Genomic DNA, 26495 nt, shown 5'->3' with positions numbered 1-26495 from the left:
AAGTGGCTTTCGCAACACCGCCGGGCCGCCTGCTCCCGGTCCTTGTTCCCAATGTCGCATCTGAGACGCTCAGCGACTCAAATGCGACATTGGGAACATCCGCCACCGAGACCACGAACTCGCCATCTTTGCCTTACCCCTCAAGAGAACCCGAATCGCCACTCATGACCACCTCGATACCCGCGCTTGCCCGTCGAAGTACGTGAAGGCCCCTTTCCTCGGCTCAGTCGAGGGAAGGGGGCCTTCACGCGCAGCCGCTACGACCACTCGGGCTGGTGCTGCGGCCTCAGGCGTTGAGGGCGGCCTGGAGCTCGATGTCGATCTTGACCTTCTCGGACAGGAAGGCGTTGCCCTCCGGGCCGATGCCGAAGTCGCGGCGGTTCACGGTCGCGCTGGCCGAGACGCCGATGGTGGTGGCGTTGTCGTTCGCCGGGTTGGTGCCGATGCCGTTGAACTCGGCTTCGAGTGAGACCTGGACGGTCTTGCCGCGCCAGGTGAGCTCGCCGTCGATGACGTAGTCGCCGCCGTCCTCGCGGATGCCGGTCGAGCGGAAGGTGATCACCGGGTGCTCGTCGACGTGGAAGAAGTCCTCGGACTTGAGGTGCGTGTCACGCCCGTCGACACCGCTGGCGACCGACGAGGCGTCGATCTCGACGGTGACCGAGGAGTCGAGGATGTTGTCGGCGGTGACGACCTCGCCGGTGAAGGCGGTGAAGTTGCCCCGGGACTTCGCCAGGCCGAGGTGCTTCACGGTGTAGGCGATGTCGGAGTGCGCGGTGTCGATCGTCCACTTGCCCGCGACGTAGCCCGGGATCTCGGTGGTGGTCATGAGAGTCGGTCTCCAAAAAGTCTGTGTGAGTCTGTGGTGAACCCTCGCCTGATTGAGCGCTCAACAATGACTGTAGCGCAGTTTGGTTGAGCGTTCAACCAGGGGTAGTATGGGTGTCATGTCCGAACCTCGATGGCTCTCCGACCAGGAGCAAAAAGTCTGGCGCGACTTCTCCGCGGCCACGCGGATGCTGCAAGCGCATCTGGAGGGCCAGCTTCAGCACGAGGCGGGCATGCCCCACACCTACTACGAAGTGCTCGTCGCCCTGTCCGAGGCGCCGGAACGCCGGTTGCGGATGAGCGAGCTCGCCGACGCGCGCAAGGCGTCGCGAAGCAGGCTCTCGCACGCGGTCGCGCGGCTCGAGGCGAATGGCTGGGTGCGCCGTGAGTCCTGCCCCACCGACAAACGCGGTTCCTGGGCGGTGCTCACCGCCGAAGGTTTCGCCGCGCTGGAGGAGGCCGCACCCGGGCACGTCGAGGCCGTGCGCGAGAGCCTTTTCGATCCGCTGACCCCCGAACAGGTGAAGGCGCTCGGAGAGATCAGCGCGGCCGTGGTGGCGGGGTTGTCGCCGAAATGCGCCGCGGCGGAGGCGGAAATGGCCCTGCGGGAAGAGTCCCTCGCGGACATCGGGGAGACGGCCGAACTGGCCAAAGCGGACTGACCAGGAGTCACTCCAGGGCGGGCACGACGACGGGCGTCGGTGCGGGTGGATAGGCTTCGGGCGGCCACCCGACCCTGCTGCTTAGGTGCACCTGAAGAACCGATGCTCAACATTTTCGCGCGCGCCTCCGTTTCCCGCGTCACCGACCCGATGGGGAAGGTGCTCGTGCGCGCCGGTCTGACCCCGAACGCGATGACCGTCATCGGCACGGCCGGGGCGGTTCTCTGCGCGCTCGGGTTCTTTCCCAACGACATGCTGCTGTGGGGCACCTTCACCGTCTGGGGCTTCGCGATGCTGGACCTGCTCGACGGCGCGATGGCCCGCGCCCGCGGGTACGGCACGGCGTTCGGGGCCGTCCTCGACGCGACCTGCGACAGGCTGGTCGACGGCGCGTTGTTCGCCGCGATCGCGTGGTGGTGCTTCGTCCACGACGACAACCGCCCGGCCGCGGCCGCCGCGTTGATCTGCCTGGTGCTCGCGCAGGTCATCTCGTACGTCAAGGCCCGCGCCGAGGCTTCCGGCCTGGAGGCGGACGGCGGTCTCGTCGAACGCGCGGAACGCCTGATCATCGCCCTCGTGGGAACCGGACTGCACGGTCTGGGCGTTCCGTACACCGTGGACATCTCGCTCTGGCTGCTCGCGGTGCTTTCGGTGATCACCCTGCTGCAGCGGACGGCCGCGGTGGCCAAGGCGGCGAGGACCGCCAAGGCGGCCGGGCCACCCGTCGCGGAGGGCGGGGCATGAGCGGGTTCTCCCAGCGGCTCAGCGACTTCGGCTACGCGGCGGGCTGGCGGCTCGCGCGCTGGCTGCCGGAGTCGGCGGGCGCGGTGACCTTCGGGCTCGGCGCCGATCTGGCCGTCCGGCGCGACGGCGGCGGCGTACGTCAGCTGCGGAGCAATCTGGCCCGGGTCGTGCCGCAGGCCGACGGTGTCGAACTCGACGAACTGACCCGCCGCGCGATGCGTTCGTACGCGCGCTACTGGCACGAGATGTTCCGGCTGCCCTCCATGGACCACAAGGAGGTCAGCCGCAAGGTCGCCCAGTCGATCACCGGGGTGGAGAACCTCGACGCCGCCCTCGCCGAGGGCAACGGCGCGGTGATGGCGCTGCCGCACAGCGGGAACTGGGACGCGGCGGGCGTCTGGCTCGCGGACTACCTCGGCGGGTTCACCACGGTCGCGGAGCGGCTGAAACCCGAGTCGCTGTACCAGCGGTTCGTGTCCTATCGGGAATCGCTCGGCTTCGAGATCGTGCCGCTGACCGGCGACAGCTCCGCGATGCGCGTGCTGCTCAAACGGCTGCGGGAGAACAAGGCGATCTGCCTGGTGGGGGACAGGGACCTGACGAATTCCGGAGTGCCGGTCAAGTTCTTCGGCGAGCAGACCCGGATGCCGGGCGGCCCGGCCCGGCTGGCCGCCACCACCGGTGCCGCGCTGATCCCCGCGGGCTGCTGGTTCACCGAGGACGGCTGGCAGATCCGGCTGCACCCGCGGATCCGGGTCACGAACCGGTCCGAGGTCCCGGCGGCCACCCAGGCGCTGGCGGACATCTTCGCCGGGGACATCGCCGCCCATCCGGCCGACTGGCACATGATGCAGAAGTTCTGGCTCTCCGATCTCGAAGCCGGGGAACAGGCCGAACTCGGCGAAGCGAGTTGAGCCGATGGCTCAGGCGCGGGTCATGAAGATCGGGATCGTCTGCCCGTACTCGTTCGATGTGCCGGGCGGCGTCCAAGGACACGTCATCGACCTGGCGAAGGCACTTCTCGCGCGCGGGCACGAAGTCTCGGTCCTCGCTCCCGCGGACGAGGACTCCGACGTCCCGGATTTCGTCGTCCCCGCGGGGAAGGCGCTCGGCATTCCGTACAACGGCTCGGTCGCGCGGTTGCAGTTCGGCCCGGTGTCCTACGCCCGGGTGCGGCGCTGGATCCGCGACGGCGATTTCGACGTCCTGCACCTGCACGAGCCCGCCGCGCCGAGCCTCTCCCTGCTGGCGCTGAAGGTCGCGGACGGCCCGATCGTGGCTACCTTCCACACCGCGACGACCCGCTCGCGGACCCTCGCGGCGTTCCAGCCGGTGCTGCGGCCGCTGCTGGAGAAGATCACCGCGCGAATCGCGGTTTCGGCACTGGCCCGCCGGGTCCAGGTCGAGCACGCCGGCGGTGACGCGGTCGAGGTGCCCAACGGCGTCGATGTCGACTTCTTCTCCCGCGCGCTCCCGCTGGACGGCTACCCGCGGGCGGGTGGCACGGTCGGCTTCGTCGGGCGGTACACCGAGCCCCGCAAGGGGATGGGTGTCCTGCTGGAGGCGCTGCGGATGCTGCTGCCGGAGTTCGAGGAGCTGCGGCTGCTGGTCGTGGGCCGCGGCGACGCCGATCAGCTGCGGCGCGAGGCGGGGCCGGAACTGGCTTCGCACATCGACCTGCTCGGCCAGGTCGACGACGAGACGAAGGCTCAGGCGCTGCGCAGTGTCGACGTCTACTGCGCGCCGAACACGGGCGGCGAGAGTTTCGGGATGATCCTCACCGAAGCGATGGCGGCGGGCACCCCGGTGCTGGCGAGCGGGCTGGACTCGTTCCGCCGGGTCCTCGACGACGGCAAGGCCGGGATGCTGACCGAAACCGGCGACGCGGCGGCGCTGGCCGACGGACTGCGCGAGCTGCTCGGCGACCCGGCACGACGGGTGTCCCTGGCGGCGGCCGCGGGGGAGCGGGTCGCGATGTTCGACTGGTCCGTGGTCACCACGCAGGTCCTGCGGGTGTACGAGACGGCGATCGCCGCGGACCCCCGGCGGGTCGGTGCCGGTGAACGCGAGTTCAGCCGATGACGACCTGGGTGTGGATCGGCGGCCTGGCCGCCGCGATCGTCGTGCTGGGCGGGCTGTTCCTGCTCGCGACGGCGAACCGGCTGGACCGGCTGCACGTCCGCACGGACGCGGGCTGGGCGGCGCTCGACGCGGCCCTCGCGCGGCGCGCCGTCGTCGCCAGGGCGGCCGCCGCGATCCTCGGCGACGAGGACCTGCGCGCGCTGGCCGAGCGTGCCGAGCGGGCGACGAGGCCGGACCGTGAGGCCGAGGAAAGCGAACTGACGTTGCGGCTGGCGCGCGTCGACCGAGCGATCTTGCCGACGGCGCTGGCCGAGGAGCTGACCGACGCCGAACACCGTGTCGTCATCGCGCGGCGCGTGCACAACGACGCCGTCCGGGACACACTGCATCTGCGGCGGCGCCGGAAGGTCCGGTACTTCGGCCTGGCCGGTACCGCCCGGCTCCCGGAATACTTCGAAATCGCCGAGCCCGACCTCTAGGAGGACGAACCGTGAGCGAGCGCGTTCTGGTGGCGGTGTTCGCGACGCCGGTGGCGTCCTACCTGCTGCGCTACGGCAAGGATCTCGGGTACACGCCGGTGTTGTTCGAGCCGGAAGGCGCACGGGCGACAGACGTCGAGGGCGGCTTCGAGGCCGTCACGACGGTGCCGGAACTCGGACCGGACGCCGACGTGGTCGTCACCGATCACAACCGGCCCGAGCTCGGCGCAGTGCTCAAGGCCGTGCTGGACCACCCGGCCCGGTGGGTCGGCGTGCTCGGCAACCCGCGCCACGCCGGCCCGCATGTGGCCGCGCTCAAGGCCCTGGACGTGCCGGACCCCGAGATCGCGCGAGTGCATCGCCCGGTGGGGCTGAACATCGGGTCTCGGACCCCTCCGGAGATCGCTGTCGCCACCCTGGCCGGTCTGCTCGCCGATCGGAACGGACGGCCGGGCGGCTTCGAGTTCTAGTTCGCGATCGCTCCTTCCGGCATCGGCTCGAACCGGGCGTGCTTGCGGGTGAACGTCGCCGTGCCCGAGGTCAGCGAACGCAGGTCGATCGCGTAGCGCAACAATTCCACCGCGGGCACCTCGGCGCGGACGACCGTGCGGCCGCCCTCACCCGATTCGGTGCCGAGCACGCGGCCGCGCCGGGACGAGAGGTCGCCCAGCACGGTGCCCAGATGCTCGTCGGGAAGCCGCACGGCCACCTCTTCGAGCGGTTCGAGCAGCGAGATCTTGCCCGCCGCGGCGGCCTCCTTCAGCGCCAGCGCACCCGCCGTCTGGAACGCGGCGTCCGACGAGTCGACACTGTGCGCTTTGCCGTCGACGAGGGTCACCCGGATGTCGATCAGCGGATGGCCGTCGACGAGCCCCCGCTGGGCCTGTGCCCGGACTCCCTTTTCGACGCTCGGGATGAACTGGTGGGGCACCGAACCGCCGACGACCTTGTCCACGAACTCGAAACCCGAACCCCTCGGCAACGGCTGGACCTCGATGTCGCAGACGGCGAACTGGCCGTGCCCGCCGGACTGCTTGACGTGCCGCCCGTGCCCGCGGCCCGGTCCGGCGAACGTCGAGCGCAGGCTGATGCGGACGGGTTCGGTGTCCACATCGGCGCCTCCCGCGCGCAGCCGCGACAGCACGACGTCGGCGTGCGCCTCGCCCATGCACCACAGCACGAGCTGGTTGGTCTCGGCGTTGCGGTCGAGCCGCAGCGTTGGATCGCCCGCGACGAGGCGGGAAAGGTTGCGCGCGAGCGTGTCCTCGTCGCTGCGCGTCTTCGCGATGACGGCGACCGGCAGCAACGGTTCCGGCATCGTCCACGGTTTCATGATCAGCGGGTCGTCGGGCGAGGAGACGGTGTCGCCCGTCTCCGCCGAACCGACCTTGGTGAGCGCGCAGAGGTCGCCCGCGACGCAGTACGGGACTTCGCGCAGGTTCGCGCCGAGCGGCGAGTACAGATGCGCGACCCGTTCGTCGGCGTCGTGGTCCTCGTGCCCGCGTTCGGCGAGGCCGTGGCCCGAGACGTGGACGGGCCGCTCCGGGCGAAGCGTCCCGGAGAACACCCGCACCAGCGACACCCTGCCGACGTAGGAGTCGACCGCGGTCCGGACCACTTCGGCCGCGAGCGGGCCTTCGGGATCGGCGCGGAGACCCGGATGCGGTTCGCCGGTGGGTGAGGTGACCTCCGGCGGGACGTGTTCCAACGGCGACGGGAAGGCGCGCACGATCCCGTCGAGGACTTCGGCGAGCCCGACGCCGGTCGTCGCGCACACCGGGATCACCGGATGGAAGGACCCGCGGGCGACGGCCGTCTCCAAGTCGGCGATCAGCGTGTCCTCGGGGATCTCCTCACCGGAGAGGTACCGGTCCATCAAGGTCTCGTCTTCGCTCTCGGCGATGACTCCCTCGATCAGCTCATTGCGGGCCTCGGTCATCCGCGCGAGATCGGTCTCCGCCGGCTCGCCTACCTCGGGAGGGAAGCCTTGCGAATAGTCGAAGTAGCGACGCGTGATGAGCCCGACGAGCCCATCGCGCGCGGGCAGGTACAGCGGCAGGACGCCGGCCCCGAAGGCGGCCTGGCAGGCCGCGATCTCGCTTTCGGGGTCGGCGCGGTGATGGTCGAGCCGGGAGACGACCACCGCCCTCGGCATCCCGACGGCCGCGCATTCCTCCCAGACCGCGATCGTGGCCGCGTCGACGCCCTCCGCCGCGCAGACCACGAACAGCGCCGCGTCGGCGGCGCGGAGCCCGGCCCGCAGTTCGCCGACGAAATCGGCGTACCCGGGGGTGTCGATGAGGTTGATCTTGTGGTCCTGGTGCAGCACCGGTGCGACCGAAAGGCCGACCGACCGTTGCTGCCGGACCGCGGCGGGGTCGTGGTCGCAGACCGTGGTGCCCTCCACCACCGAACCCGCCCGCGTCACCGTGCCGGACGCGGCGAGCAGTGCCTCGGCGAGGGTCGTCTTTCCTGATCCGGACGGGCCGACCAGGACGACGTTGCGCACTTTCGCCGGGTCGGCCACAGCGACGGCGGCCCCGGAGTCTCCGTTCTTGCTCTGTTTGTCGGCCATGCCGGTCTCCTCACCACACGATGCCGCGTACAGGTGTGTCCTCGATCACACACCCGCGACGCCCGTCGCGGCAAGACGACCGGCGAGGGAACCCCCGAATGTCGACGCGCCGTTATGCTCGATGGCGGACACCCGGAGGCGAATCCGAACCGAATCCGAGGGTGGGGGATGAGCGATGGAGCTCGACAGACGAACGATCTTGCGACTGGCGGGAGCGGTCCCGGTGCTGGCATCGGCGACCGAGGTGATCCCCGGGCGCGGCGGCGGGGACGAATGGGAACGGCTGCGCGCCAGGTTGGCGGGCACGCTGTTCCGGCCCGGTGAACCCGGCTACGACCAAGCGCGGCTCGGGTTCTTCTCGATGTACGACCATCGGCTGCCGGCCGGTGTCGCGGTATGTGCGAACGAGGACGACGTCCGGCGCTGCGTGGATTTCGCGGCGCGGCACCACGTTCCGATCGCGGCCCGCTCGGGCGGGCACAGTTATGTCGGTTATTCCATTGTGGACAGAGGGCTCATCGTCGATCTGTCCCGGCTGAACGCGATCGAGATCCTGCCGGGCGGCCGGGCGTCGATCGGCGCGGGCGCGCAACTCGGCCAGGTGTACGAGGCTCTGGCGGCGGCGGGGCGGGCACTCCCGGCCGGCAGTTGCCCGCAGGTCGGCATCGCGGGCCTGACCCTCGGCGGCGGTATCGGCGTCTTGGGTCGGAAGTATGGCTTGACCTGCGACAATCTGGAATCAGTGCGTTTCGTCGGCGCGGACGGGAAGCTGCGCCTGGTGTCGGCGGAGACCGCGCCGGACCTGCTGTGGGCGCTGCGCGGCGGTGGCGGCGGCAACTTCGGCATCGTCACGTCGTTCACCTTCAAGACGGCGGCCGCGCGCACGCTGACGACCTTCGGGCTGACCTTCCCGCCCGCCGTGCTCGCCGACCTCGTCGCGGCATGGCAGGAATGGCAGCCCGCGATGCCGGACGAACTGTGGTCCGGGATGGGCCTCGGACCGGGCGCGGTGAACTCCGGCGGCTGTTTCGTCGGCCGTGCGGCGCAGCTGAATCCGCTGCTCGACGACCTCGTCCGCCGTGTCGGCACCGAGCCGCTCACGCGTGAAGTGAAGGAACAAGGCCACCTCGCGACCATGCGGGCCTTCGCCGAAGAGGTCCAGTTCCCCTCCGCGGTCGCGCAGCGCGGGGAGTACGTGGCCACGTCGAGAATGCTGACCCACAAGGTGCCCGACCCCGACGCGCTGGCGGCGTTGCTGACGAGCGATCCGCAGCTGTACTCGATCGTGGACATCTACGGCGGCGCGATCGCGCGGGTGCCGTCGAGCGAGTCGTGCTTCCCGCACCGGTCCGCGCTGGGCAGCATCCAGATCACCCGCGGCCTGGAAGGTGGCGAGGCGAAGGCGCGGCAGGTGATCGGCCGGGTGCGGGACGAGCTCGGCCGGGAATACGGGCAGGCCGGGTACGTCAACTACATCGACCCGGAGATGCCGGACTGGGCGAAGGCCTACTACGGCGACAGCCTGCCGAGGCTGCGGCGGGTGGCACGCAAGTACGACCCGGACGGCCTGTTCGCCTTCGAACAGGGCCTGGCCCGCTGACTTCCTGACGCGTTTCGTCCTCCGGATGCGGTAGTTCGGCGTCGAAGTATCGCGATCAGAGGACGAAACGCGGGTAGGTGCGGGTCAGATCACCCAGTGGACTGCTGAAATCGCCGCGAACTGGCCTGCTTCAGAGGTCCAAAAGCGGCCTACCCTCGGAGGCGTCATCCCACCTCGCGCGCTTTCCGAAAGGTCCAGCAGTGTCTGACGACTCCACGAACACGGCCACCACCTCGCTCACCGGCACCGCCCGGGTCAAGCGCGGGATGGCGGAGATGCTCAAGGGCGGTGTGATCATGGACGTGGTCACCGCCGAGCAGGCGAAGATCGCCGAAGACGCCGGCGCCGTCGCGGTGATGGCGCTCGAGCGGGTTCCCGCGGACATCCGCGCGCAGGGCGGTGTCGCCCGGATGAGCGACCCGGATCTGATCGACGGCATCATCGAGGCCGTCTCGATCCCCGTCATGGCGAAGGCCCGCATCGGCCACTTCGTCGAGGCGCAGCTGCTCCAGTCGCTCGGTGTCGACTACATCGACGAGTCCGAGGTGCTGACCCCGGCCGACTACGAGAACCACATCGACAAGTGGGCGTTCACCGTGCCCTTCGTCTGTGGTGCGACCAACCTGGGCGAGGCGCTGCGCCGGATCAACGAGGGCGCGGCGATGATCCGTTCGAAGGGCGAGGCCGGCACCGGCGACGTCTCGAACGCGACCACCCACATGCGCAAGATCCGCGCGGAGCTGCGTCGCCTCTCTTCGCTTCCCGAGGACGAGCTTTACGTTGCGGCGAAGGAACTTCAGGCTCCGTACGAGCTCGTCAAGGAGGTCGCGGCGAAGGGCAAGCTCCCGGTCGTGCTGTTCACCGCGGGCGGTATCGCGACCCCGGCCGACGCCGCGATGATGATGCAGCTCGGCGCCGAAGGCGTGTTCGTCGGCTCCGGCATCTTCAAGTCCGGCAACCCGGCGCAGCGCGCCGAGGCGATCGTCAAGGCCACGACGTTCCACGACGACCCGGACGTCATCGCGAAGGTTTCGCGTGGCCTCGGTGAAGCGATGGTCGGCATCAACGTCGACGACGTGCCCGAGCCGCACCGCCTTTCCGAGCGCGGCTGGTAAAGCACCGCGGTCATCCGGGAGGCCCCGTGGACATCGGTCCACGGGGCCTCCCGAGCTGACGATATGGACCGGCTTGGTTTCGTTCGTCGTCCTCGTCGAGTCGCATTCGATCATCGCGAGCAAACCCGGCCTGGCCCGCACATTTCTTTCCATTCGACACTGGATTCCTTGTCAGGAAGAACAGTCGACCGCGGACGATTCGCGCACTCTGGTGGGCAAATCCCCAACACGTACCGGATCGGCCACCTGGCTTATCGCTGAGATCCGCTTGGGCGACATCGGCTTTGCACTCGGGAGGGTGAATACAGGTGTTTGAATCGACGCTATAGGCTCACCGGCGGGCGGCCGTCATTGTCCCGGCGCGGCCGAAGCGAGGGGATAAGGTCGTCGCGATGGCGCTCGCGCAAGTTGACGAGGCAAGACCGTCGGAAGCGGTGTCGGCCAAGCCGTCCGGTCAGCGTCGGGATATCCAAGGGTTGCGTGCGCTGGCGGTCGGATTGGTGATCGTCTACCACCTTCGGCCGGACTGGCTGCCTGGCGGCTTCATCGGCGTCGACGTCTTCTTCGTCATCTCCGGCTACCTCATCATCGGTACTCTCGCCGGCGAACTACGCCGCACCGGGACCATCCGCCTGAGCGAGTTCTATGCTCGCCGCATCCGGCGCCTTTTGCCCGCCGCGTCGGTCGTCCTGCTGTGCACCGTGCTCGTGACCTGGCTGATCCTGCCGATCTCACGCTGGCCCGCCATCATGAGCGACGTCCTCACCTCCTCGCTGAACGTCCAAAACTGGGCGCTGGCCGCCCAGTCCGCCGACTACGCCCATGCCACGGCGGCCGCGTCGCCGGTCCAGCACTTCTGGTCGCTCAGCGTCGAAGAGCAGTTCTATCTGGTCATCCCCCTGGTCCTGCTGCTCTGCGCTCGCCTGGCCCACCGCGCCGGTCCGAAGGCCGCCCGTCACGCCGTCACGGCGGTCGCTCTGGTCACCGCCGCGTCGTTCGTGTTCTCTGTGGTCTACAGCGAACTCGACCATGGCCGTGCCTACTTCGTGACGCCCACCCGCATGTGGGAACTCGGCTTGGGCGGTCTCGCCGCGATGGCTGTGCATCGGCTCCGTCTCAAGCGCGGGATCCGGCTGGTTTTCGGCTGGGGCGGGATGGCCGCGGTCGTGGTCAGTTCGTTCCTGCTGACCACCGCGATGGCATTCCCCGGTCACATCGCTCTCTTGCCGACGCTGGGCACCGTCGCCTTGTTGCTGGCCGGGGTCGTCGCCGCGGACCAGCGAGTGGCACGCGCGGAATCCGCGGTCGTGCTCGGTCTCCAGCCGCTGCGCTACCTCGGCGACATCTCCTACAGTCTCTACCTCTGGCACTGGCCGATCATCGTGGTGATCCTGCAGCTCGCGGGCAGTACGGAGCTGAACCGGCGGCAGGCGGTGGGCGCCTTCGTGCTCGGCCTGGCGCTTGCCATGGTGTCCAAACACCTGGTCGAAGACGTCTTCCGCGGTGGGAGGACGGTGTCTCCGCCGTTGCGGCTCCGTCTGCCCCGGCGCCGCAGTGCCTACCTGCTCGGAGCGGCGCTGGTCGTGGTGACGACGGTCTCCGCGACGGTGCCCTGGCAGTACGCCTCGGCGGAGCTCGATCGCCTCGCGTCGTCCACCAGCCTCGACGAAAACCATCCTGGCGCCCTCGCGCTGGACAGGGAGAACCCGAGACCCGCGCCGGAAGGTGTCCCGCTGACTCCTGATCCTGCTGTGGCGGGACGGGACTGGCCGCTGCAGGATCTGCGCGACAGCTGCGCCTCATATGACATCGAGAACTGGCCACCCAGCGGTGACAAGTGCACGTACGGCACGGCGACCGCGCCGAAGACACTGGTATTGGTCGGCGATTCGCACGCGGCGATGTTCAGTACGGTGTTCGCGCGGTTCGTACGTGATCATCCTGAGTGGCGGTTGAAGATGATGCTGCGCAACGGCTGCCCCTTCAACGCCGTCGCGCCGGCCGGTCTCACCGTCTGCTCCGAACAGAACGAACGCGAACTCGCCGGGATCCTCGCCATGAAGCCGGAACTCGTGGTGACCTCGGCGATGACACCGGAGTCCTACGACAAGGATCTGGGCTGGCGTTGGGAATCGCGTGCGCAGACCGTGGACGGTTACGAGGCCTTGTTGCGGCGCATGTCGGACGCCGGTATCCGAATCGGAGTGATCCGGGACGTGCCCCGGCCCGCCAAGAACACCCCGCGTTGCCTGGAAAACAACCCCGGTCGACACCAGGAATGCGACACCGCCATCGGCGCCGCGCTCGGCCAGGACAAGGATCCTTTGGTGGAGGCCGCCGAACGTGTCCCGCGCTCGACGGTCGTGGACTTGACCCCATGGCTCTGCGCCGACGACGTGTGCCCGGCCGTCGTCGGTAACGTCGTGGTGTACCGGGACAATCACCTCACAGACTCGTACGTGCGTACTCTCTACGGGCCGTTGACCGCAGGACTCGGCCTGGCATGACGGCCCGGCTGCCGACGCCTCACGGACCGGTGATCAGCCGCGCCAGTGGTCCTCCGGCAGCGCGGGGACCCGGTGACCTCGGTGGCCGGTCATCTCCTCGTTCGCGAACAGCGCGTTGAGCACCGCTTCCTCGGTCGCCTGCACGACGGCTTCGAAGAACGGGTCGAGCCTGCCCCACGGGACGAACCGGAGGTTCTCGTACTCGGCCTCCTCCGTCCGCGGGAACCGGCTGGTGAGCGCGCCCGGATTCGCCGTGCTGAACGCGAGGAAGAGGTCGCCGGAGAAGTGCGAACCCGTGGTGCCGGTGCGGGCGAGACCGAGCGGGACCCGGCGCGCGAGCGACGTGCACTGGCCGGGCAGCAGGGGAGCGTCGGTACCCACGATGACGATGACCGAACCCGCACCCGACGGCGCCGACCACGCCTCCTCCATCGGGTTGTCGGCGCCGAGTTCCAGGCCGACGTGTTCGCCCGCCACGGTGAGCTCGCGGCGCGAGCCGAAGTTGGCCTGTACCAGCACGCCCACGGTGTACTCGTCGTCCCCATAGGACACCTGACGGGACGACGTGCCGGTGCCGCCGTTGAAGCCGTAACAGGTCATCCCGGTACCGCCGCCGATGGACCCTTCGCCGACCGGACCGCTTTGCGCGGCATCGATCGCGGCGATCGCGTGTCCACTGTGGATGGTCGGCGCGGTGCTGTCGTTCAGGTAGCCGTCCCAGGTTTCGGCGACCACCGGCAACAGCCATTCGGCCGCGACGTCGGGCCGTTCGCGCACCACCCAGTCGATCACGCCGCGATGGCACGCGCCGACGGCGTGCGTGGAGGTGATCAGCACCGGCAAGGTCAGCGACCCGGTCTCGGCCAGCCACGCGGTGCCGGTCATCTCGCCGTTGCCGTTGAGGGCGTGCGTCCCGGCGGCGCACGGCACGGCGAAGTCCTCGCGTCCGCGCGGGAGGACGGCGGTGACGCCGGTGCGCACCGAATCGCCCTCGACGAGCGTCGTGAAACCGATCTCGACGCCGGGGACATCGGTGAGCGCGTTGTGCTCGCCGGTCCGGCCGGGCAGCGGGATACCCAGGTCGCGGGCGCGGGTCATGAACGGTCCTCCAAGGGATTCGAGGTGGCTGTGCGGGCGTAGGAGAGCAACATGGCTTCGGCGGTCGCGGGTTCCAGCGTCGGCACGGCCTGGGTGAGGTGCAGGCCGTAGCCGTCTTCCAGTGCGACGAGGTTCCGGGCGATCGAAACGGCGTCCGCGGTGAGGGTGAACTCGCCGGTGGCCGCTCCCGCTTCGAGGATGCCGGTGTAGATCCGGACCTGCTGTTCGTAGAGCGTGATGTGCCGGGCGGCGTACGCGGGATCCCGGCGGGCGATCGTGCCGAGTTCGTAGAGCAGCACGCAGAGTTCGTCCTCCGGCCCGCTGGGCAGGCCGCTGCGGATCATCGCCAGCAGTCGTTCGGCGGGGCTCGACTTCGTGGCGGCGGCCAGTTCCCTCGCCGAGCAGAACCGCGCCACCGCCTCGCGCTGCACTTCCTGGAGCAGGTCGCTGAGGGTGGGGAAGTAGTACAGGACCGAACCCGACGACAGGCCCGCGCCCTCGGCGATGTCCCGCAACCGCAGGTTCAGCACGCCGCGTTCGAAGACGGCCTGTCTGGCCACCTCGATCAGTTCGGCTCGTCGCTCCGGTGCCCTGCTCGGTCTCGCCATGCCCACATTCTTCGAATCTTGTTCGAAAAACGCAAGAGCTGATCTCCATCAGGTCTTGACGTCACAACGTCGAGGGCCTTTGATGCGTGCTCAACAGTTCTTCGAAGGAGTTTCAAGGAACCCACCTTGTAGGAGGTCGGCCGTGTCCACTCCCGCCCTGCGCCGCGGTCTGCGCACCCTCGGCACGCTGCTCATCACGCTCTCCGCGATCAGTCCAGCCTCGTCGGTCTTCATCATCGCGCCGGGGGTGATCTCCGGAGCCGGGACAGGCGCCTTCTACAGCTTCGTGGCCGCCGCGGTCGTCGGGGTGTTCATGGCCTTCGTCTACGCCGAACTCGCGTCGGCGTTCCCGCTGGCGGGCGGCGAGTACGCGATCGTCACCCGCACACTCGGCCGCTTGCCCGGATTCGCCGTACTCGGCCTGATGATCATCACGCAGGTGCTCATCGTGGCGGTGATCGCGCTCGGCGTCGGCACCTATCTCGGCGTGCTCCTCCCCGGGGTGCCCGGCGCGGTGATCGCCGCCGTGACCTGCGTGATCGCGGCCGTGGTCGGGGTCTTCGACATCAAGCTCAACGCCTGGGTCACCGGGATCTTCCTGGCGATCGAGATCCTCGCGCTGATCGTGGTCAGCGCGCTCGGGTTGCTGAACCCGGCCCGCCCGTTCAGCGACCTGCTGACGCATCCGGTCGCCTCGGACGGTGGCCCGGCCACGGTCGGCGCCATCGCTATCGCCACCTCGGTCGCGATCTTCGCCTACAACGGCTACGGCTCGGCGGTGTACTTCGGCGAGGAGACGCAGGACGCCTCCCGCGGGATCGCCCGCGCGATCCTGTTCGCGCTCGGCATCACGGTGCTCGCCGAACTGATCCCGGTGACCGCGGTCCTCGTCGGCGCGCCGGATCTGAACGCGCTGTTCGCCTCGGAGAACATGCTGTCCTACTTCGTCGGCTCGCGCGGCGGCGGAACCCTCGACACCGTGCTCGGCCTTGCCGTCGCCCTCGCGATCATCAACGCGGTGCTGGCGATCGTGCTGATCAGCTCGCGGATGCTGTTCAGCAGCGGCCGGGACAGCGCGTGGCCGTCACCGGTGAACCGCGCGTTGTCCGCGGTGCACCCGAAGTTCGGGACGCCGTGGGTGGCCACCGTCGGCACCGGCCTGGTGGCCGCGCTGCTCTGCTTCGTCGATCCGAAACTGCTGCTGGTGGTGACGAGCACGTCGATCGTGGCGGTCTACGCGGCGCTGTGCCTCGGCGCGATCATCGGGCGCCGCACCGGCGCCACCGCGCACGCCGCGTACCGGATGCCGTGGTTCCCGGTCGCTCCAGTGCTGGCTCTGGCCGTGCTGGTGTTCGTGGTCTACCAGAACCTGCTCGACCCGGCGGTCGGACGGCCGAGCCTGATCGTCACGGCCTGCGTCGTCCTGCTGTCGATCGGGTACTACCTCGTGGTGCTGCGGCGGAAGGGCGGCTGGAAGCTCGCAGACGTCACCGAAGAGAAGGTCACCGACGAGAAGTCGGACGAGCACGCCTGATCAGGTGTACTCCGCGATCTCCACGCCGTATGTGCCCGGTTCGAGGGCTTCGAAGATGTGCGGCACGTCGCCGGGGTAGCAGATGTAGTCGCCGGGCAGCAGTTCGACCGGTTCGTCCCGCGGCCCGACCTTGGCGCGCCCGGCGCTGAGGATCATGTGCTCGACGATGCCGCTCATGTGCGGATCCGAAAGCCGCGGCTTCCCGGGCTCGGCGCGGATCAGGTAGACGTCGCGCCGGGCCCCGGGCGGGCACGAGCTGAGCAGCGTGCACGCGTAGTCGGCGTGTTCGGCGAACACCGTCGGTCCGTTGCCCGAGCGGATCACCTGCACGCGGGGGCGCTCGGGCTCGACCACCCGGGAGAACGGGACGTCGAGCGCGACGCACAGCGCCCAGATCGTCTCGACACTCGGGTTCCCGGCTCCGGACTCCAGTTGGGAGAGCGTGGATTTCGCGATGCCGGCGCGTTTCGCGACCTCGGTGAGGGACAGCCCGGTGCGGGCGCGTTCCCGGCGCAGGGACGTGGCGATGACGTCCAGTGGCGCGCTGCCGGACGCGGTCGGGGACATGCGTTCGCTCCATCGGTCGTTGCGTTCGCCTTGACGAACACGGCTGCGTTCGTTCATTGTATGACACCATGCGTTCGATATGGCGAACAACCACTCGTGTCCTGGGGCGCGATCTTCTCCGTGACATCGGGCTGGTCTGCCTCGCCGACACCATTGTCGGCATCTCCTACGGTGCGATCGCGGTGGGCTCCGGCTTCCCGATCTGGGCGCCGATGCTGCTTTCGGTGCTGGTCTTCGCCGGCGCCTCGCAGTTCATGTTCGTCGGCATCATCGCCGCGGGCGGCAGCCCGGTCGCGGCCGTCGCGGCGGGCCTGCTGGCCAACGCGCGGCATCTGCCGTTCGGCTTCGCGATCGGCGACGTCCTGGGGAAGCGGTGGTCTTCCAGGGTCGTCGGCAGCCACCTGATGATCGACGAATCGGTCGCGTTCGCGCTGGCCCAGCGCGACGAGGAGCGGCGCAAAGCGGCGTACTGGGTGTGCGGGATCGGGCTGTTCGTGTGTTGGAACGTCGGCGTCCTCGCCGGGGCGTACGCCGGGACCGCGATCAGTGACACCGACGCCTTCGGCCTCGACGCGGCGTTCCCCGCGGTCCTGCTCGCGCTGGTCCTGCCATCGCTGCGCGACCGCGCCGCCCGGCTGCCGGTGTTCCTCGGGGTGGCCGTCGCGCTGGCCACGACGCCGTTCCTGCCCGCCGGGCTGCCGGTGCTGCTCGCGCTGGTCGGCGTGCTGGCCGGGGTGGCCGCGAAGGAACCCGCCGAACGTGAACCCGAGGGAGTGCACTGATGGACCCGCTGGACCTGATCATCGCCGGTGGCGTGCTCGCCGCCGGGACCTTCGCCTTCCGGTTCGCCGGTCCGGTGCTCAAGGCGCGGTTCACCGTGTCGCCCAAGGCCGAGAAGCTGATGGCGCGCTCGGCCGTCGTCCTGCTGGCCGCGCTGGTCGCGGTCGCCGCGCTCACCGAAGGACACGAGTTCGCCGGATACGCCCGGCCCGCGGGCGTCCTGGTCGGCGGCGTGCTCGCCTGGCGCAAGGCGCCGTTCGCGCTCGTCGTCGTGGCGGCCGCCGCGACCGCCGCCCTGCTGCGGCTGGCCGGGGTCCCCTGACCTGGCCGTTCCCCGGGGCGCCTAAGCTGAGGGGAAGGTCTTTCGGGAGGTCGGGTGGCGATCGCGACGGGGGCACGGCCGGTGGTCGGCGTGCTCGCACTGCAAGGCGACGTGCGGGAGCACGCCGCGATGGTGGAGCGCGCCGGTGCCCGTGCGCTGCCGGTCCGCCGTGCGAGCGAACTGTCCGAAGTGGACGGTCTGGTGCTGCCGGGCGGCGAGTCGACCACCATGTCGAGGCTGCTCGAGACGTTCGAACTGCTCGAACCTTTGAGAGAACGCATCGCGGGCGGCCTGCCCGCGTTCGGCTCGTGCGCCGGGATGATCCTGCTCGCTCGCCAGGCCCTCGACGGACGCCCTGACCAGCAGCAACTCGGCGGGCTCGACGTCGTCGTCCGGCGCAACGCGTTCGGGCGGCAGGTGGACTCGTTCGAGGCGGACCTCGACTTCACCGGCATCGAAGGCGGCCCTGTGCACGCCGTGTTCATCCGCGCCCCGTGGGTCGAAAAGGCGGGCGACGGGGTGGAGGTACTCGCCAGTGTCCCCGAAATGCCGGGCTCGGACGACGCGGCCGCTAGGATCGTCGCGGTCCGGCAGGGGGCGGTACTCGCCACGTCGTTCCACCCCGAACTCACCGGGGACGAGCGCGTGCACAGGCTGTTCGTCGACCTCGTGCGACAGGCTTAAGCAAAACCGACACTGTGCTCAGCGGCGGGCACAGGAGTAGATGGAGGAGAGATGAGCGGCCACTCCAAGTGGGCCACCACGAAGCACAAGAAGGCCAACCTGGACGCGAAGCGCGGAAAGCTCTTCGCCCGGTTGATCAAGAACATCGAGGTGGCGGGACGCACCGGCGGTGGCGACCCGGACGGCAACCCGACGCTCTACGACGCCATCCAGAAGGCCAAGAAGAACTCGGTCCCGCAGGACAACATCGAGCGCGCCCGCAAGCGCGGCGCCGGTGAAGAAGCGGGCGGCGCCGACTGGCAGACCATCACCTACGAAGGCTACGGCCCGAACGGTGTGGCCGTGCTGATCGAATGCCTCACCGACAACAAGAACCGCGCCGCCATGGAGGTCCGGACCGCGCTCACCCGGAACAACGGCTCGCTCGCCGACCCGGGTTCGGTCGCCTACATGTTCAACCGCAAGGGCGTCGTGATCATGCCCAAGGGCGACGCCGCCGAGGACGACGTCCTCATGGCCGTCCTCGACGCGGGCGCCGAAGAGGTCAACGACCTCGACGAGAACTTCGAGATCGTCTCCGAGGCCACCGACCTCGTCCCGGTCCGGAAAGCCTTGCAGGAAGCCGGTTTCGAGTACGAGTCCGCGGATCTCACCTTCCTGCCGACGGTCAGTGTCCCGCTGGACGTCGAAGGCGCGAAGAAGGTCTTCAAGCTCATCGACGCCCTCGAGGATTGCGACGACGTTCAGAACGTCTACGCGAACTTCGATGTCTCCGACGAGGTCATGGCCGAGGTCGGCTGATCGTTTTTCCCGCCATGCCGCGGAAAATCGGTCCCGGGACTAGGTGCGGGCGCTCGCGTGGGGCAGAATGTCGCGCGTGACGACCTCCGAAGCCGATGCCCTCACCGCCGAAGAAACCGAACTCGTCCAGTGGATCGAGTCGCAGGCTCAGGCGAGAGGGAACGCGGTCATCGCGGTCGAGGGCGACGAGAACGACGCGCCCTTCTGTTTCACCGCGTGCGCCTGGGCGCTGCACAACGTGGCGGAAGCGGTCGTCATCGGACTGCCCGGGCAGATGGGGCCGGTCCTGCTCGACGCCTACGTCGACCGCGCGGCCGCCGGCGAGATCTTCGAGGTCGGCAAGCGCTACGACGATTTCTTCGAGGGCGCGCCGGTGGTCTTCGAGCGGGTCGCGAAGGGGCACTATCCCGAGTACTTCGGGAGCGCGTTCCTGATCTACCCGGACGGGGACTTCCCGGCGTTGCAGCTGATCGTCGCCACACCGGACGGGCACTTCCCGTGGCATCCGGACGCGCCGGAAGGCTTCGCGCTGTACCAGCCGGTGCTGACCGAATCCGGTGACCCGGAGAGCTGGACGCCGGGCGTCGACGGCCCCTGAGTCTTGGCCGGGGTCTCGTCGTACGAGTCGTAAGTCCGTGAAGGCCTCCTTGAGGGACCCAGAGTCCCTCAAGGAGGCCTTCACGGACTCGGGAACGTCACCATCAGCCTCGGCAGCACCATCAGTCACAACGGTTGCGCGTGAAGGACCCCTTCCCTCGGCTCAGCCGGAGGAACTCGGCTTTCGCACCTGTCCAAGTACATGAAGGACCCCTTCACGGCGCTAGGCGCAAGGAAGGGGTCCTTCATGTACTGCAAGGGCGCAGCTGGCGTCGGCTGACTGCTGGCCCGGTCCGTGAAGGCCTCCTTGCCTACCCTGAAGGTAGTGAAGGAGGCCTTCACGGACTTCGGCGCAAGGAGACGCACCCGGCACCACTCACGCCAGCCAGGGCGCCAGATCCTCAGTCGCGTCCGGCCATTCCGCCGCCAAAGCCGCCGCGGAGCGGAACTCCACGCAGTCGTCCGTGTAGGGCGGCACCACCACGGTCCCGAGCAGGCTCCACTCACCGGTACTCACCGACGCCTGCCAGACCCCGGCCGGCACCGCCACCTGCGGACGCTGGCCCGCCGCGACGTCCGGACCCAGCACCGGCCGTGAGATCCGGCCGTCCGGGTACAGCAGCAGCATCCGCACCGGCGCTCCGGCGTGGTGGGCGTAGATCTCCAGCCGGTCCAGCCGATGCGGCGCCGAGGTCTCCGGCGGGACGAGCAAGTAGTAGATCGAAGAAGCAGTGTCGTCACGCCAGCTCTGTGCCCAGCGGCCGCCCTCCACGGGCAGCGGCTGAAGACCCAGATGAAGGGTGAAGTCGTCGGGGCTCGGCATGTCCTCATCTTGCCCGGCGGCACCTCCGGGTAGCCTCGGATCTCGAACTGATGTTCGCCGGGAGCGGAGGAAAGCGTGCGGGTACTCGGGGTCGACCCCGGTCTGACCAGGTGCGGGCTCGGAGTGGTCGACGGCGGCACGGGCCGCACCGTCCGCGCCGTGGCCGTCGACGTCGTGCGGACCCCGCCGGACGCCGATCTTTCCGTGCGCCTGCTGGGGATCTCCGACGCCGCCGAGCGGTGGATGGATCGCTACAAGCCCGAGGCCGTCGCCGTGGAGCGGGTCTTCGCGCAGCACAACGTGCGCACCGCGATGGGCACGGCGCAGGCGGGCGGCGTCGTCGCGCTCGCGGCCGCCAAACGCGGGCTGCCGGTCGTGTTCCATACGCCGAGTGAGGTCAAGGCCGCCGTCACCGGCTCCGGCCGTGCGGACAAGGCCCAGGTCACCGGTATGGTCATGCGACTTCTCGGTCTCGAGGTCAAACCGCATCCGGCGGACGCCGCAGACGCGCTCGCGCTCGCCATCTGCCATCTGTGGCGCGAACCGATGCGCGTCCGGCTCGCCGAAGCCGAAGCCAGGGCGGCCGAGATCGCCAAGAACCACAAGGCCCGGCTCGCCGCCGCGGCCAAAGCAGCCAAAACGCAGGGAGCGGCTCGATGATCTCCTCGGTACGCGGAGAAATCCTCTCCATCGGTCTCGACCACGTCGTGATCGAGGTCGGGGGAGTGGGCTTCGCCGTGCAGGCCACCCCAGCCACCCTCGCGACGCTTCGCCGCGGTGAACAGGCGATGCTGCACACCGCGCTCGTGGTCCGCGAGGATTCCCTGACGCTGTTCGGTTTCGCCGACGCCGACGCCCGCGAACTGTTCGGCCTGCTGCAGACGGTCTCCGGGATCGGCCCTCGGCTCGCGCTGGCGACGCTGGCCGTCCTCGACCCCGACAAGCTGCGATCCGCGCTGGTCGAAGGCAACATCACCGTGCTCACCCAGGTGCCCGGCATCGGCCGCAAGGGCGCCGAGCGGCTCACCCTCGAACTGCGCGACAAGGTCACCGCGCTCGCGGGCCCGACCGACGGCTCCCCGGCCGTCGTCGCGCCCGGCGCGCTGCGGAACGAGGTCGTCGAGGCGCTCGCGGGTCTCGGCTTCCCGGCCAAACAGGCCGAGCAGTCCGTCGACAAGGTGCTCAGCGAGGGCGAAGGCCACACGACGTCGTCCGTGCTGCGCGCCGCGTTGGCCACCCTCGGGCGTAAGCGGTAACCCGTCACATGGACTATGAGGCCGTGACGGAATTCGAGGCGGACGACGAGACGCTTTCGGCGCTGCCGCAGACAGGCGAACGCGAGGTCGAGACCACGCTGCGCCCGCGCAAGCTGGACGAGTTCGTCGGTCAGCCGCGGGTGCGTGAACAGCTCGAACTCGTCCTGGAGAGCGCGCGACGCCGGGGTGTCCCGCCGGATCACGTCCTGCTCTCCGGCCCGCCGGGACTGGGCAAGACGAGTATGGCGATGATCGTCGCCGCCGAACTCAACGCCGCCATCCGGATCACCTCCGGACCGGCGCTCGAACGCGCGGGCGACCTGGCCGCGATGCTGTCCAACCTCGCGCCGGGCGACGTCCTGTTCATCGACGAGATCCACCGCATCGCCCGTCCCGCCGAGGAGATGCTGTACCTCGCGATGGAGGACTTCCGCGTCGATGTCGTCGTCGGAAAGGGCCCCGGCGCCACCAGCATCCCGCTGGAGATCGCGCCGTTCACGCTGGTCGGAGCCACGACGCGGTCCGGCTCGCTGACCGGTCCGCTGCGTGACCGGTTCGGTTTCACCGGGCAGATGGAGTTCTACACCGACAGCGAACTGGAGCTCGTCGCCCGTCGCGCCGCCACGATCCTCGACGTCGACATCGACCGGGACGGCTGTGCGGAGATCGCCCGCCGGTCCCGCGGCACACCCCGGATCGCGAACCGGCTCCTGCGCCGGGTACGCGACTACGCCGAGGTCCGGGCCGACGGCAAGGTCACGCGCAAGATCGCGCGCGCCGCGCTGGAGGTCTACGACGTCGACGAACTCGGCCTCGACAGGCTCGACCGCGCGGTGCTGACGGCACTGGTCCGGTCGTTCGGCGGCGGCCCCGTCGGCGTGTCGACGCTGGCCGTCGCGGTGGGGGAGGAACCGACTACGGTGGAAGAGGTGTGCGAGCCTTACCTGGTCCGCGCCGGTATGCTCGCGCGCACTCCTCGCGGCCGGGTCGCCACGGCGGCCGCGTGGGAACATCTCGGCCTGCCGGCTCCGGCCGGTGCCACCCGGAGCGAGCAGGGCGGCCCGAACCTGTTCGACCAGGACTGACCGGACCGTTCACGAGGTCCGGGGCCCGTGGTGGCGACGGGTGGTGGTGGAGTTTCCGCTGGCACCTGGCACACTCGGGTAGAGCACACCCCGCCAAACCGGACAAAACAGCGCACCGCGCGGCGTCCGCTCGAAATGGAGAATCATGAACCAGTTATTGCTGCCGCTGCTCCTGATGCTCGTTGTGGCGATTCCGCTCGTCATGGGCACCCGTAAGCAGAAGAAGGCGGCGGCAGCGCAGCAGGAGCTGCTCTCGAGCCTCGCTCCCGGTGACCGGGTGATGACCACCTCCGGTCTCTACGCGTCTGTCGCCGACGCCTCCGCCGACACCACGATCGACCTCGAGATCGCTCCCGGCGTCGTGACCACCTGGCTGCGCCAGGCCGTCCGCGAGAAGGTCGAGCCGGTCGTCGAGACCGACGAGGACATCCTCGACGACGAGGCCGTCGTCGAGGCGCCGGTCGTCGAGTCGAAGGACGACGAGCGCGTCGAAGAGAAGACGGGCGCGCAGATCGCTCCTCCGCTGGAGCACGGCAAGAAGTAGCGGTTGTAAGGCCATCCCCGACACCCGACTTTCGTAGGTGCGGGGCCAACGCCGGGCTCACGCAGCACCGAGTAGTGTCTCGGTGCTGCGTGCGTGTCCGTCGTCATAGTCGTGCCCGTTCACCGGGCATCGTCATCGAGGCAGGTTCGCGGTACCACCGGACTCCCGTCCGGCGAGTGAACAGCCAAGTCCATTGGGGAAAACCCAGTCCGTCCGAGGAGACCGAAGCACAGTGGCCGCACCGGCCGGGCATCTCCGCCCGGGACGCTATCTCGCCTTCTTCGCCCTGATCGTGGTGGCGCTGTACGCCCTGGTGTTCTTCACCGGTAGCGGCAAGCCGACGCCGAAACTCGGCATCGATCTGCAAGGCGGCACGAGGGTCACCCTGTCCGCCCGTAATCCCGACGGCGGCGACCCTCCGCGAGAGTCCCTCGAACAGGCCCGCTCGATCATCGAGCGCCGGGTCAACGGTATCGGCGTCGGCGGCACCGAGGTCGTCCTCGACGGCAGCAACGTCGTCATCACCGTCCCCGGCGAACAGGGCGACCAGGCCAAGACCCTGGGCAAGACCGCGAAGCTGGGCTTCCGGAAGGTCGTGACGTCGCAGCCGGTGACCCCGGTTCCGCAGCCGTCGACCCCGCCGACCTCGGGCGCGCCTTCGTCGGCGCCGCCGTCGTCCTCGGGTGCTCCGGGTGCGAGCGCCCCGCCGAGCAGCCCGGCCAACGGTGGCGGCAGCGCCGCCGGTGCGCCGCAGCAGCAGCCCGGCGGCGACTCCGACGAGCAGACCAAGAAGGAGATCGAGGAAGCCCGGAGTCTCCGGCAGAACCCCGATCTGCTTTCGACGGACCAGGCGAAGCAGGCCGCGGCCGCCGAGAAGGCCTTCGCGGCCCTCAACTGCGACCCCAAGGTGACGGACCCGCTGGTCGGCAACGACCTCACCGACAAGCCGCTGGTCGCCTGCGGTGACAAGAACACCGCGAAGTACCTGCTGGAGCCGGAGTTCCTTCCCGGAACGGAGATCTCCGACGCCTCTTCGGGCTACGACACCCAGAACTCCCAGTGGGTCGTCAACCTGAACTTCAAGGGTGAGGGCTCCCGGATCTGGGGCGACTTCACCTCGAAGAACGTCCAGAAGCAGGCGGCGTTCGTCCTCGACACGCAGGTCGTCTCCGCGCCGACCATCCAGTCCGCGATCCTGGGCGGCCAGACCCAGATCACCGGCCGGTTCAGCCAGTCCGAAGCGAAGGACCTGGCGGACGTGCTGAAGTACGGCTCGCTGCCGCTGTCGTTCGAGTCCTCGGACGCGACGACGGTGTCCGCGACGCTGGGTCTCGCCTCACTTCAGGCGGGCCTGATCGCGGGCGGTATCGGCCTGCTGATCGTCTTCATCTACTGCTTGTTCTATTACCGGCTTCTCGGTGTGCTGACTATCCTGTCGCTCGCCTTGTCGTTCTCGCTCGTCTACGCGGTGTTGGTGCTGCTGGGGCGGTGGATCGGGTACACCCTCGACCTCGCCGGCGTGGCGGGCTTGATCATCGCGATCGGTATCACCGCCGACTCGTTCGTCATCTACTTCGAACGACTAAAGGACGAAATCCGCGAAGGCAGGACATTCCGTTCCGCGGTGCCGCGCGGCTGGTCCCGTGCCCAGCGCACGATTCTGGCGTCGGACGCGGTCAGCTTCCTCGCCGCGGCCATCCTGTACTGGCTGGCGGTCGGTGAGGTCAAGGGCTTCGCGTTCACCCTCGGCATGTCGACGGTGCTCGACCTCGTCGTGGTCTACCTCGTGACGCACCCGCTGGTCGCCTTGATCTCGCGGTCGAAGTCGAAGGTCCTGTCCAACCCGAAGAACCTCGGCCTCGGTGCCGTGCAGCAGGTGGGCTCGGAGCGCAAGGCGGCCCGTCCGGCCGCCGGCCGCCCGAACGTCAAGGAGGCGTGACCGTGGTCGACGAGAACACCACAACGGCGGGAAAGCGGGAGAGCATCTTCCGTCGCCTCTATGTGGGCACGGGCGCGTTCGACGTGGTCGGCAAGCGCAAGCGCTGGTACCTCTTCTTCGGCGCGCTGGTCCTGGTCTGCGTCGCGTCGATGGGGATCAAGGGGTTCAACTTCGGGATCGACTTCGAAGGCGGCACCCAGCTCCAGATGCCGGCCAACGGCAAGAACGGGCAGATCACCGAGCAACAGGCCAAGGACGTCTACGCCGAGGCGCTGGGCCGTCCCGCCGACGAGGCGCAGAAGGTCGGAACCGGCGGTTCCTCGACGATCCAGCTTCGTTCGGAGACGCTGGAGACGTCCGAGGTCAACAAGCTGAAAGAGGCGCTGTTCGAGAAACTGGGCCCGATCGGGTCCACCGGGCAGCCGAGTGTCCAGGCGATCAGTGACAGCGCGGTGAGCGCGTCCTGGGGCGGGGAGATCTCGCGTCAGGCGTTGATCGCGCTCGGCGTGTTCCTGCTCGCGGTCACCCTGTTCCTGGCGTTGTACTTCGACACCAGGATGGCCGCGGCGGCGCTGATCTCGCTGTTGCACGACATCGTGGTGACGGCGGGTGTGTACTCGCTGGTCGGCTTCGAGGTCACGCCGGCGACGGTGGTCGGTCTGCTGACGATCCTCGGGTTCTCGCTGTACGACACGGTGGTGGTGTTCGACAAGGTCCGCGAGAACACGCGGGGCCTGCTCGGGCTCACCCGCCGCACGTTCGGTGAGGCGGCCAACCTGGCGCTGAACCAGACGCTGATGCGGTCGTTCAACACCGCGCTGATCGCGATGCTGCCGATCCTCGGGCTGCTCGTCGTCGGGTACATCCTGCTCGGCTCCGGCACGCTGCAGGACCTCGCGCTGGTGCAGCTCACCGGCACCGTGGTCGGCGTGCTGTCCTCGGTCGCGCTGGCCACCCCGCTGCTGGTGGACCTCAAGATGCGCGACCCGAAGTTCCGCCAGCAGGCCGACCGGGTCCACGCGCGGCGCGCGAACCAGGCCCGTAAGGCCGCCGAGCGCGAGGACGACGACTTCGATCCGAACGACGAGGACGCCCTGGCCGCCGAACTCCGCAAGGAGAAGGCGTACGCCGCCGCGGCGAGCGTCCCGGCGCGGACCCAGAAGGCCCACAAGGGCCGTCCGTCGGGCAAGCGCAAGAAGTAACCGGTTTCGAAACCAGGAAAGGTCCTTTCCTCGCGAACTCCGTGAGGAAAGGACCTTTCCTGG

General features: G+C 69.1%; 28 protein-coding genes. 22 read left to right on the top strand and 6 right to left on the bottom strand.

Translation table 11 applies throughout. The features are described from left to right. Window positions 1-286: 286 nt before the first annotated feature. Window positions 287-829 (bottom strand): YceI family protein, encoded by a 543-nt coding sequence (locus B0293_RS36715; protein ID WP_005159116.1) that lies wholly within the window; start codon window positions 827-829, stop codon window positions 287-289. Between the two features lie 118 nt (window positions 830-947). Here B0293_RS36715 and B0293_RS36710 point away from each other — a divergent pair, with 118 nt between their 5' ends. The 6 genes from B0293_RS36710 to B0293_RS36685 all read left to right on the top strand — a co-directional run bounded on the left by B0293_RS36710 (window position 948) and on the right by B0293_RS36685 (window position 5265). Further along, window positions 948-1490, top strand: a complete 543-nt coding sequence (locus tag B0293_RS36710; protein WP_039918555.1) for a MarR family winged helix-turn-helix transcriptional regulator — start codon at window positions 948-950, stop codon at window positions 1488-1490. A 102-nt stretch (window positions 1491-1592) separates the two neighbouring features. Further along, window positions 1593-2234, top strand: a complete 642-nt coding sequence (pgsA, locus tag B0293_RS36705) for a phosphatidylinositol phosphate synthase (protein WP_005159112.1) — start codon at window positions 1593-1595, stop codon at window positions 2232-2234. Beyond that, on the top strand, window positions 2231-3148 hold the full coding sequence (locus tag B0293_RS36700; protein WP_005159111.1) for a phosphatidylinositol mannoside acyltransferase: 918 nt from the start codon (window positions 2231-2233) through the stop codon (window positions 3146-3148). The genes pgsA and B0293_RS36700 overlap by 4 nt, the downstream gene beginning before the upstream one ends. Window positions 3149-3170: 22 nt before the next feature. Continuing rightward, on the top strand, window positions 3171-4316 hold the full coding sequence (locus B0293_RS36695; RefSeq protein WP_039918552.1) for a glycosyltransferase family 4 protein: 1146 nt from the start codon (window positions 3171-3173) through the stop codon (window positions 4314-4316). Next, window positions 4313-4795 carry a hypothetical protein gene (locus B0293_RS36690; RefSeq protein ID WP_039918514.1) on the top strand — a complete coding sequence of 161 codons (483 nt, stop codon included), beginning with the start codon at window positions 4313-4315 and terminating at the stop codon, window positions 4793-4795. The genes B0293_RS36695 and B0293_RS36690 overlap by 4 nt, the downstream gene beginning before the upstream one ends. Before the next feature lie 11 nt (window positions 4796-4806). Next, window positions 4807-5265, top strand: coding sequence for an XdhC family protein (locus B0293_RS36685; RefSeq protein WP_005159107.1), 459 nt, complete (start codon window positions 4807-4809; stop codon window positions 5263-5265). On the opposite strand, the gene B0293_RS36680 is transcribed toward B0293_RS36685, so the two are convergent. After that, window positions 5262-7370 carry an elongation factor G-like protein EF-G2 gene (locus B0293_RS36680; protein ID WP_005159105.1) on the bottom strand — a complete coding sequence of 703 codons (2109 nt, stop codon included), beginning with the start codon at window positions 7368-7370 and terminating at the stop codon, window positions 5262-5264. The two genes, B0293_RS36685 and B0293_RS36680, sit on opposite strands and share 4 nt — an antisense overlap. 175 nt (window positions 7371-7545) lie before the next feature. Between B0293_RS36680 and B0293_RS36675 the strand changes: the two genes are divergently transcribed. The 4 genes from B0293_RS36675 to B0293_RS36665 all read left to right on the top strand — a co-directional run bounded on the left by B0293_RS36675 (window position 7546) and on the right by B0293_RS36665 (window position 12592). Beyond that, a complete protein-coding gene (locus tag B0293_RS36675) occupies window positions 7546-8970 on the top strand; it encodes an FAD-binding oxidoreductase (RefSeq protein ID WP_005159103.1) in 1425 nt (474 codons plus the stop codon). A 200-nt stretch (window positions 8971-9170) separates the two neighbouring features. After that, window positions 9171-10085 (top strand): pyridoxal 5'-phosphate synthase lyase subunit PdxS, encoded by a 915-nt coding sequence (gene pdxS / locus B0293_RS36670; protein WP_005159101.1) that lies wholly within the window; start codon window positions 9171-9173, stop codon window positions 10083-10085. A gap of 73 nt (window positions 10086-10158) precedes the next feature. Beyond that, entirely contained in the window at window positions 10159-10401 is a 243-nt protein-coding gene (locus B0293_RS43335) for a hypothetical protein (protein WP_143254721.1), read from the top strand. A 76-nt stretch (window positions 10402-10477) separates the two neighbouring features. Further along, window positions 10478-12592: an acyltransferase family protein gene (locus tag B0293_RS36665; protein WP_005159099.1), complete on the top strand. Its 2115-nt coding sequence runs from the start codon at window positions 10478-10480 to the stop codon at window positions 12590-12592. Between the two features lie 33 nt (window positions 12593-12625). On the opposite strand, the gene B0293_RS36660 is transcribed toward B0293_RS36665, so the two are convergent. Together B0293_RS36660 and B0293_RS36655 are read right to left on the bottom strand one after the other, a co-directional pair. Then, the gene (locus B0293_RS36660) at window positions 12626-13690 is read right to left on the bottom strand and encodes a DmpA family aminopeptidase (protein ID WP_005159097.1); all 1065 of its coding nucleotides are present in this window, start codon (window positions 13688-13690) and stop codon (window positions 12626-12628) included. Continuing rightward, a complete protein-coding gene (locus B0293_RS36655) occupies window positions 13687-14298 on the bottom strand; it encodes a TetR/AcrR family transcriptional regulator (protein WP_005159096.1) in 612 nt (203 codons plus the stop codon). Before B0293_RS36655 ends, B0293_RS36660 begins: the two co-directional genes overlap by 4 nt. 142 nt (window positions 14299-14440) lie before the next feature. On the opposite strand from B0293_RS36655, the gene B0293_RS36650 reads away from it, so the two are divergent. Next, entirely contained in the window at window positions 14441-15832 is a 1392-nt protein-coding gene (locus tag B0293_RS36650) for an APC family permease (RefSeq protein ID WP_005159094.1), read from the top strand. On the opposite strand, the gene B0293_RS36645 is transcribed toward B0293_RS36650, so the two are convergent. Next, complete coding sequence (locus B0293_RS36645) at window positions 15833-16399, bottom strand: helix-turn-helix domain-containing protein (protein WP_039918549.1); 567 nt, start codon at window positions 16397-16399, stop codon at window positions 15833-15835. A gap of 68 nt (window positions 16400-16467) precedes the next feature. Here B0293_RS36645 and B0293_RS36640 point away from each other — a divergent pair, with 68 nt between their 5' ends. The 5 genes from B0293_RS36640 (at window position 16468) to B0293_RS36620 (ending at window position 19584) form a co-directional block, all read left to right on the top strand. Next, the gene (locus tag B0293_RS36640; protein WP_005159091.1) at window positions 16468-17181 is read left to right on the top strand and encodes an AzlC family ABC transporter permease; all 714 of its coding nucleotides are present in this window, start codon (window positions 16468-16470) and stop codon (window positions 17179-17181) included. Further along, a complete protein-coding gene (locus B0293_RS36635) occupies window positions 17181-17501 on the top strand; it encodes an AzlD domain-containing protein (protein WP_005159089.1) in 321 nt (106 codons plus the stop codon). Before B0293_RS36640 ends, B0293_RS36635 begins: the two co-directional genes overlap by 1 nt. Window positions 17502-17555: 54 nt before the next feature. Beyond that, on the top strand, window positions 17556-18185 hold the full coding sequence (pdxT, locus tag B0293_RS36630; protein WP_005159088.1) for a pyridoxal 5'-phosphate synthase glutaminase subunit PdxT: 630 nt from the start codon (window positions 17556-17558) through the stop codon (window positions 18183-18185). 51 nt (window positions 18186-18236) lie between these two features. Continuing rightward, window positions 18237-18986, top strand: a complete 750-nt coding sequence (locus tag B0293_RS36625; protein WP_005159087.1) for a YebC/PmpR family DNA-binding transcriptional regulator — start codon at window positions 18237-18239, stop codon at window positions 18984-18986. Window positions 18987-19053: 67 nt separating this feature from the next. Continuing rightward, entirely contained in the window at window positions 19054-19584 is a 531-nt protein-coding gene (locus B0293_RS36620) for a DUF4262 domain-containing protein (protein ID WP_039918509.1), read from the top strand. A 375-nt stretch (window positions 19585-19959) separates the two neighbouring features. Here B0293_RS36620 and B0293_RS36610 read toward each other — a convergent pair whose 3' ends face one another. Further along, window positions 19960-20406 (bottom strand): cupin domain-containing protein, encoded by a 447-nt coding sequence (locus tag B0293_RS36610; RefSeq protein ID WP_005159085.1) that lies wholly within the window; start codon window positions 20404-20406, stop codon window positions 19960-19962. A 75-nt stretch (window positions 20407-20481) separates the two neighbouring features. Here B0293_RS36610 and ruvC point away from each other — a divergent pair, with 75 nt between their 5' ends. The 6 genes from ruvC (at window position 20482) to secF (ending at window position 26432) form a co-directional block, all read left to right on the top strand. Continuing rightward, window positions 20482-21066, top strand: coding sequence for a crossover junction endodeoxyribonuclease RuvC (ruvC, locus tag B0293_RS36605; RefSeq protein ID WP_005159084.1), 585 nt, complete (start codon window positions 20482-20484; stop codon window positions 21064-21066). Then, complete coding sequence (ruvA, locus tag B0293_RS36600) at window positions 21063-21662, top strand: Holliday junction branch migration protein RuvA (protein ID WP_005159080.1); 600 nt, start codon at window positions 21063-21065, stop codon at window positions 21660-21662. Before ruvC ends, ruvA begins: the two co-directional genes overlap by 4 nt. Before the next feature lie 8 nt (window positions 21663-21670). Beyond that, window positions 21671-22747: a Holliday junction branch migration DNA helicase RuvB gene (ruvB, locus tag B0293_RS36595; RefSeq protein WP_005159071.1), complete on the top strand. Its 1077-nt coding sequence runs from the start codon at window positions 21671-21673 to the stop codon at window positions 22745-22747. A 145-nt stretch (window positions 22748-22892) separates the two neighbouring features. After that, window positions 22893-23291, top strand: coding sequence for a preprotein translocase subunit YajC (yajC, locus tag B0293_RS36590; RefSeq protein WP_005159063.1), 399 nt, complete (start codon window positions 22893-22895; stop codon window positions 23289-23291). Between the two features lie 232 nt (window positions 23292-23523). Next, window positions 23524-25230, top strand: coding sequence for a protein translocase subunit SecD (secD, locus tag B0293_RS36585; RefSeq protein ID WP_005159062.1), 1707 nt, complete (start codon window positions 23524-23526; stop codon window positions 25228-25230). Further along, a complete protein-coding gene (gene secF, locus B0293_RS36580; protein WP_052014485.1) occupies window positions 25227-26432 on the top strand; it encodes a protein translocase subunit SecF in 1206 nt (401 codons plus the stop codon). Before secD ends, secF begins: the two co-directional genes overlap by 4 nt. The last annotated feature ends 63 nt before the right edge of the window (window positions 26433-26495 follow it).

Source organism: Amycolatopsis azurea DSM 43854 (genome assembly GCF_001995215.1).
Taxonomy (GTDB): domain Bacteria; phylum Actinomycetota; class Actinomycetes; order Mycobacteriales; family Pseudonocardiaceae; genus Amycolatopsis; species Amycolatopsis azurea.
This window is presented reverse-complemented; position numbering and strand designations above follow the sequence as displayed.

What these genes read in the sequence shown, in the direction of transcription:
- B0293_RS36715 (WP_005159116.1), bottom strand. Translation starts at nt 829, where the DNA reads ATGACCACCACCGAGATCCCGGGCTACGTCGCGGGCAAGTGGACGATC.
- B0293_RS36710 (WP_039918555.1), top strand. Translation starts at nt 948, where the DNA reads ATGTCCGAACCTCGATGGCTCTCCGACCAGGAGCAAAAAGTCTGGCGC.
- pgsA (WP_005159112.1), top strand. Translation starts at nt 1,593, where the DNA reads ATGCTCAACATTTTCGCGCGCGCCTCCGTTTCCCGCGTCACCGACCCG.
- B0293_RS36700 (WP_005159111.1), top strand. Translation starts at nt 2,231, where the DNA reads ATGAGCGGGTTCTCCCAGCGGCTCAGCGACTTCGGCTACGCGGCGGGC.
- B0293_RS36695 (WP_039918552.1), top strand. Translation starts at nt 3,171, where the DNA reads ATGAAGATCGGGATCGTCTGCCCGTACTCGTTCGATGTGCCGGGCGGC.
- B0293_RS36690 (WP_039918514.1), top strand. Translation starts at nt 4,313, where the DNA reads ATGACGACCTGGGTGTGGATCGGCGGCCTGGCCGCCGCGATCGTCGTG.
- B0293_RS36680 (WP_005159105.1), bottom strand. Translation starts at nt 7,370, where the DNA reads ATGGCCGACAAACAGAGCAAGAACGGAGACTCCGGGGCCGCCGTCGCT.
- B0293_RS36675 (WP_005159103.1), top strand. Translation starts at nt 7,546, where the DNA reads ATGGAGCTCGACAGACGAACGATCTTGCGACTGGCGGGAGCGGTCCCG.
- B0293_RS36665 (WP_005159099.1), top strand. Translation starts at nt 10,478, where the DNA reads ATGGCGCTCGCGCAAGTTGACGAGGCAAGACCGTCGGAAGCGGTGTCG.
- B0293_RS36660 (WP_005159097.1), bottom strand. Translation starts at nt 13,690, where the DNA reads ATGACCCGCGCCCGCGACCTGGGTATCCCGCTGCCCGGCCGGACCGGC.
- B0293_RS36655 (WP_005159096.1), bottom strand. Translation starts at nt 14,298, where the DNA reads ATGGCGAGACCGAGCAGGGCACCGGAGCGACGAGCCGAACTGATCGAG.
- B0293_RS36645 (WP_039918549.1), bottom strand. Translation starts at nt 16,399, where the DNA reads ATGTCCCCGACCGCGTCCGGCAGCGCGCCACTGGACGTCATCGCCACG.
- B0293_RS36640 (WP_005159091.1), top strand. Translation starts at nt 16,468, where the DNA reads ATGCGTTCGATATGGCGAACAACCACTCGTGTCCTGGGGCGCGATCTT.
- B0293_RS36635 (WP_005159089.1), top strand. Translation starts at nt 17,181, where the DNA reads ATGGACCCGCTGGACCTGATCATCGCCGGTGGCGTGCTCGCCGCCGGG.
- B0293_RS36625 (WP_005159087.1), top strand. Translation starts at nt 18,237, where the DNA reads ATGAGCGGCCACTCCAAGTGGGCCACCACGAAGCACAAGAAGGCCAAC.
- B0293_RS36620 (WP_039918509.1), top strand. Translation starts at nt 19,054, where the DNA reads ATGTCGCGCGTGACGACCTCCGAAGCCGATGCCCTCACCGCCGAAGAA.
- B0293_RS36610 (WP_005159085.1), bottom strand. Translation starts at nt 20,406, where the DNA reads ATGCCGAGCCCCGACGACTTCACCCTTCATCTGGGTCTTCAGCCGCTG.
- ruvA (WP_005159080.1), top strand. Translation starts at nt 21,063, where the DNA reads ATGATCTCCTCGGTACGCGGAGAAATCCTCTCCATCGGTCTCGACCAC.
- ruvB (WP_005159071.1), top strand. Translation starts at nt 21,671, where the DNA reads ATGGACTATGAGGCCGTGACGGAATTCGAGGCGGACGACGAGACGCTT.
- yajC (WP_005159063.1), top strand. Translation starts at nt 22,893, where the DNA reads ATGAACCAGTTATTGCTGCCGCTGCTCCTGATGCTCGTTGTGGCGATT.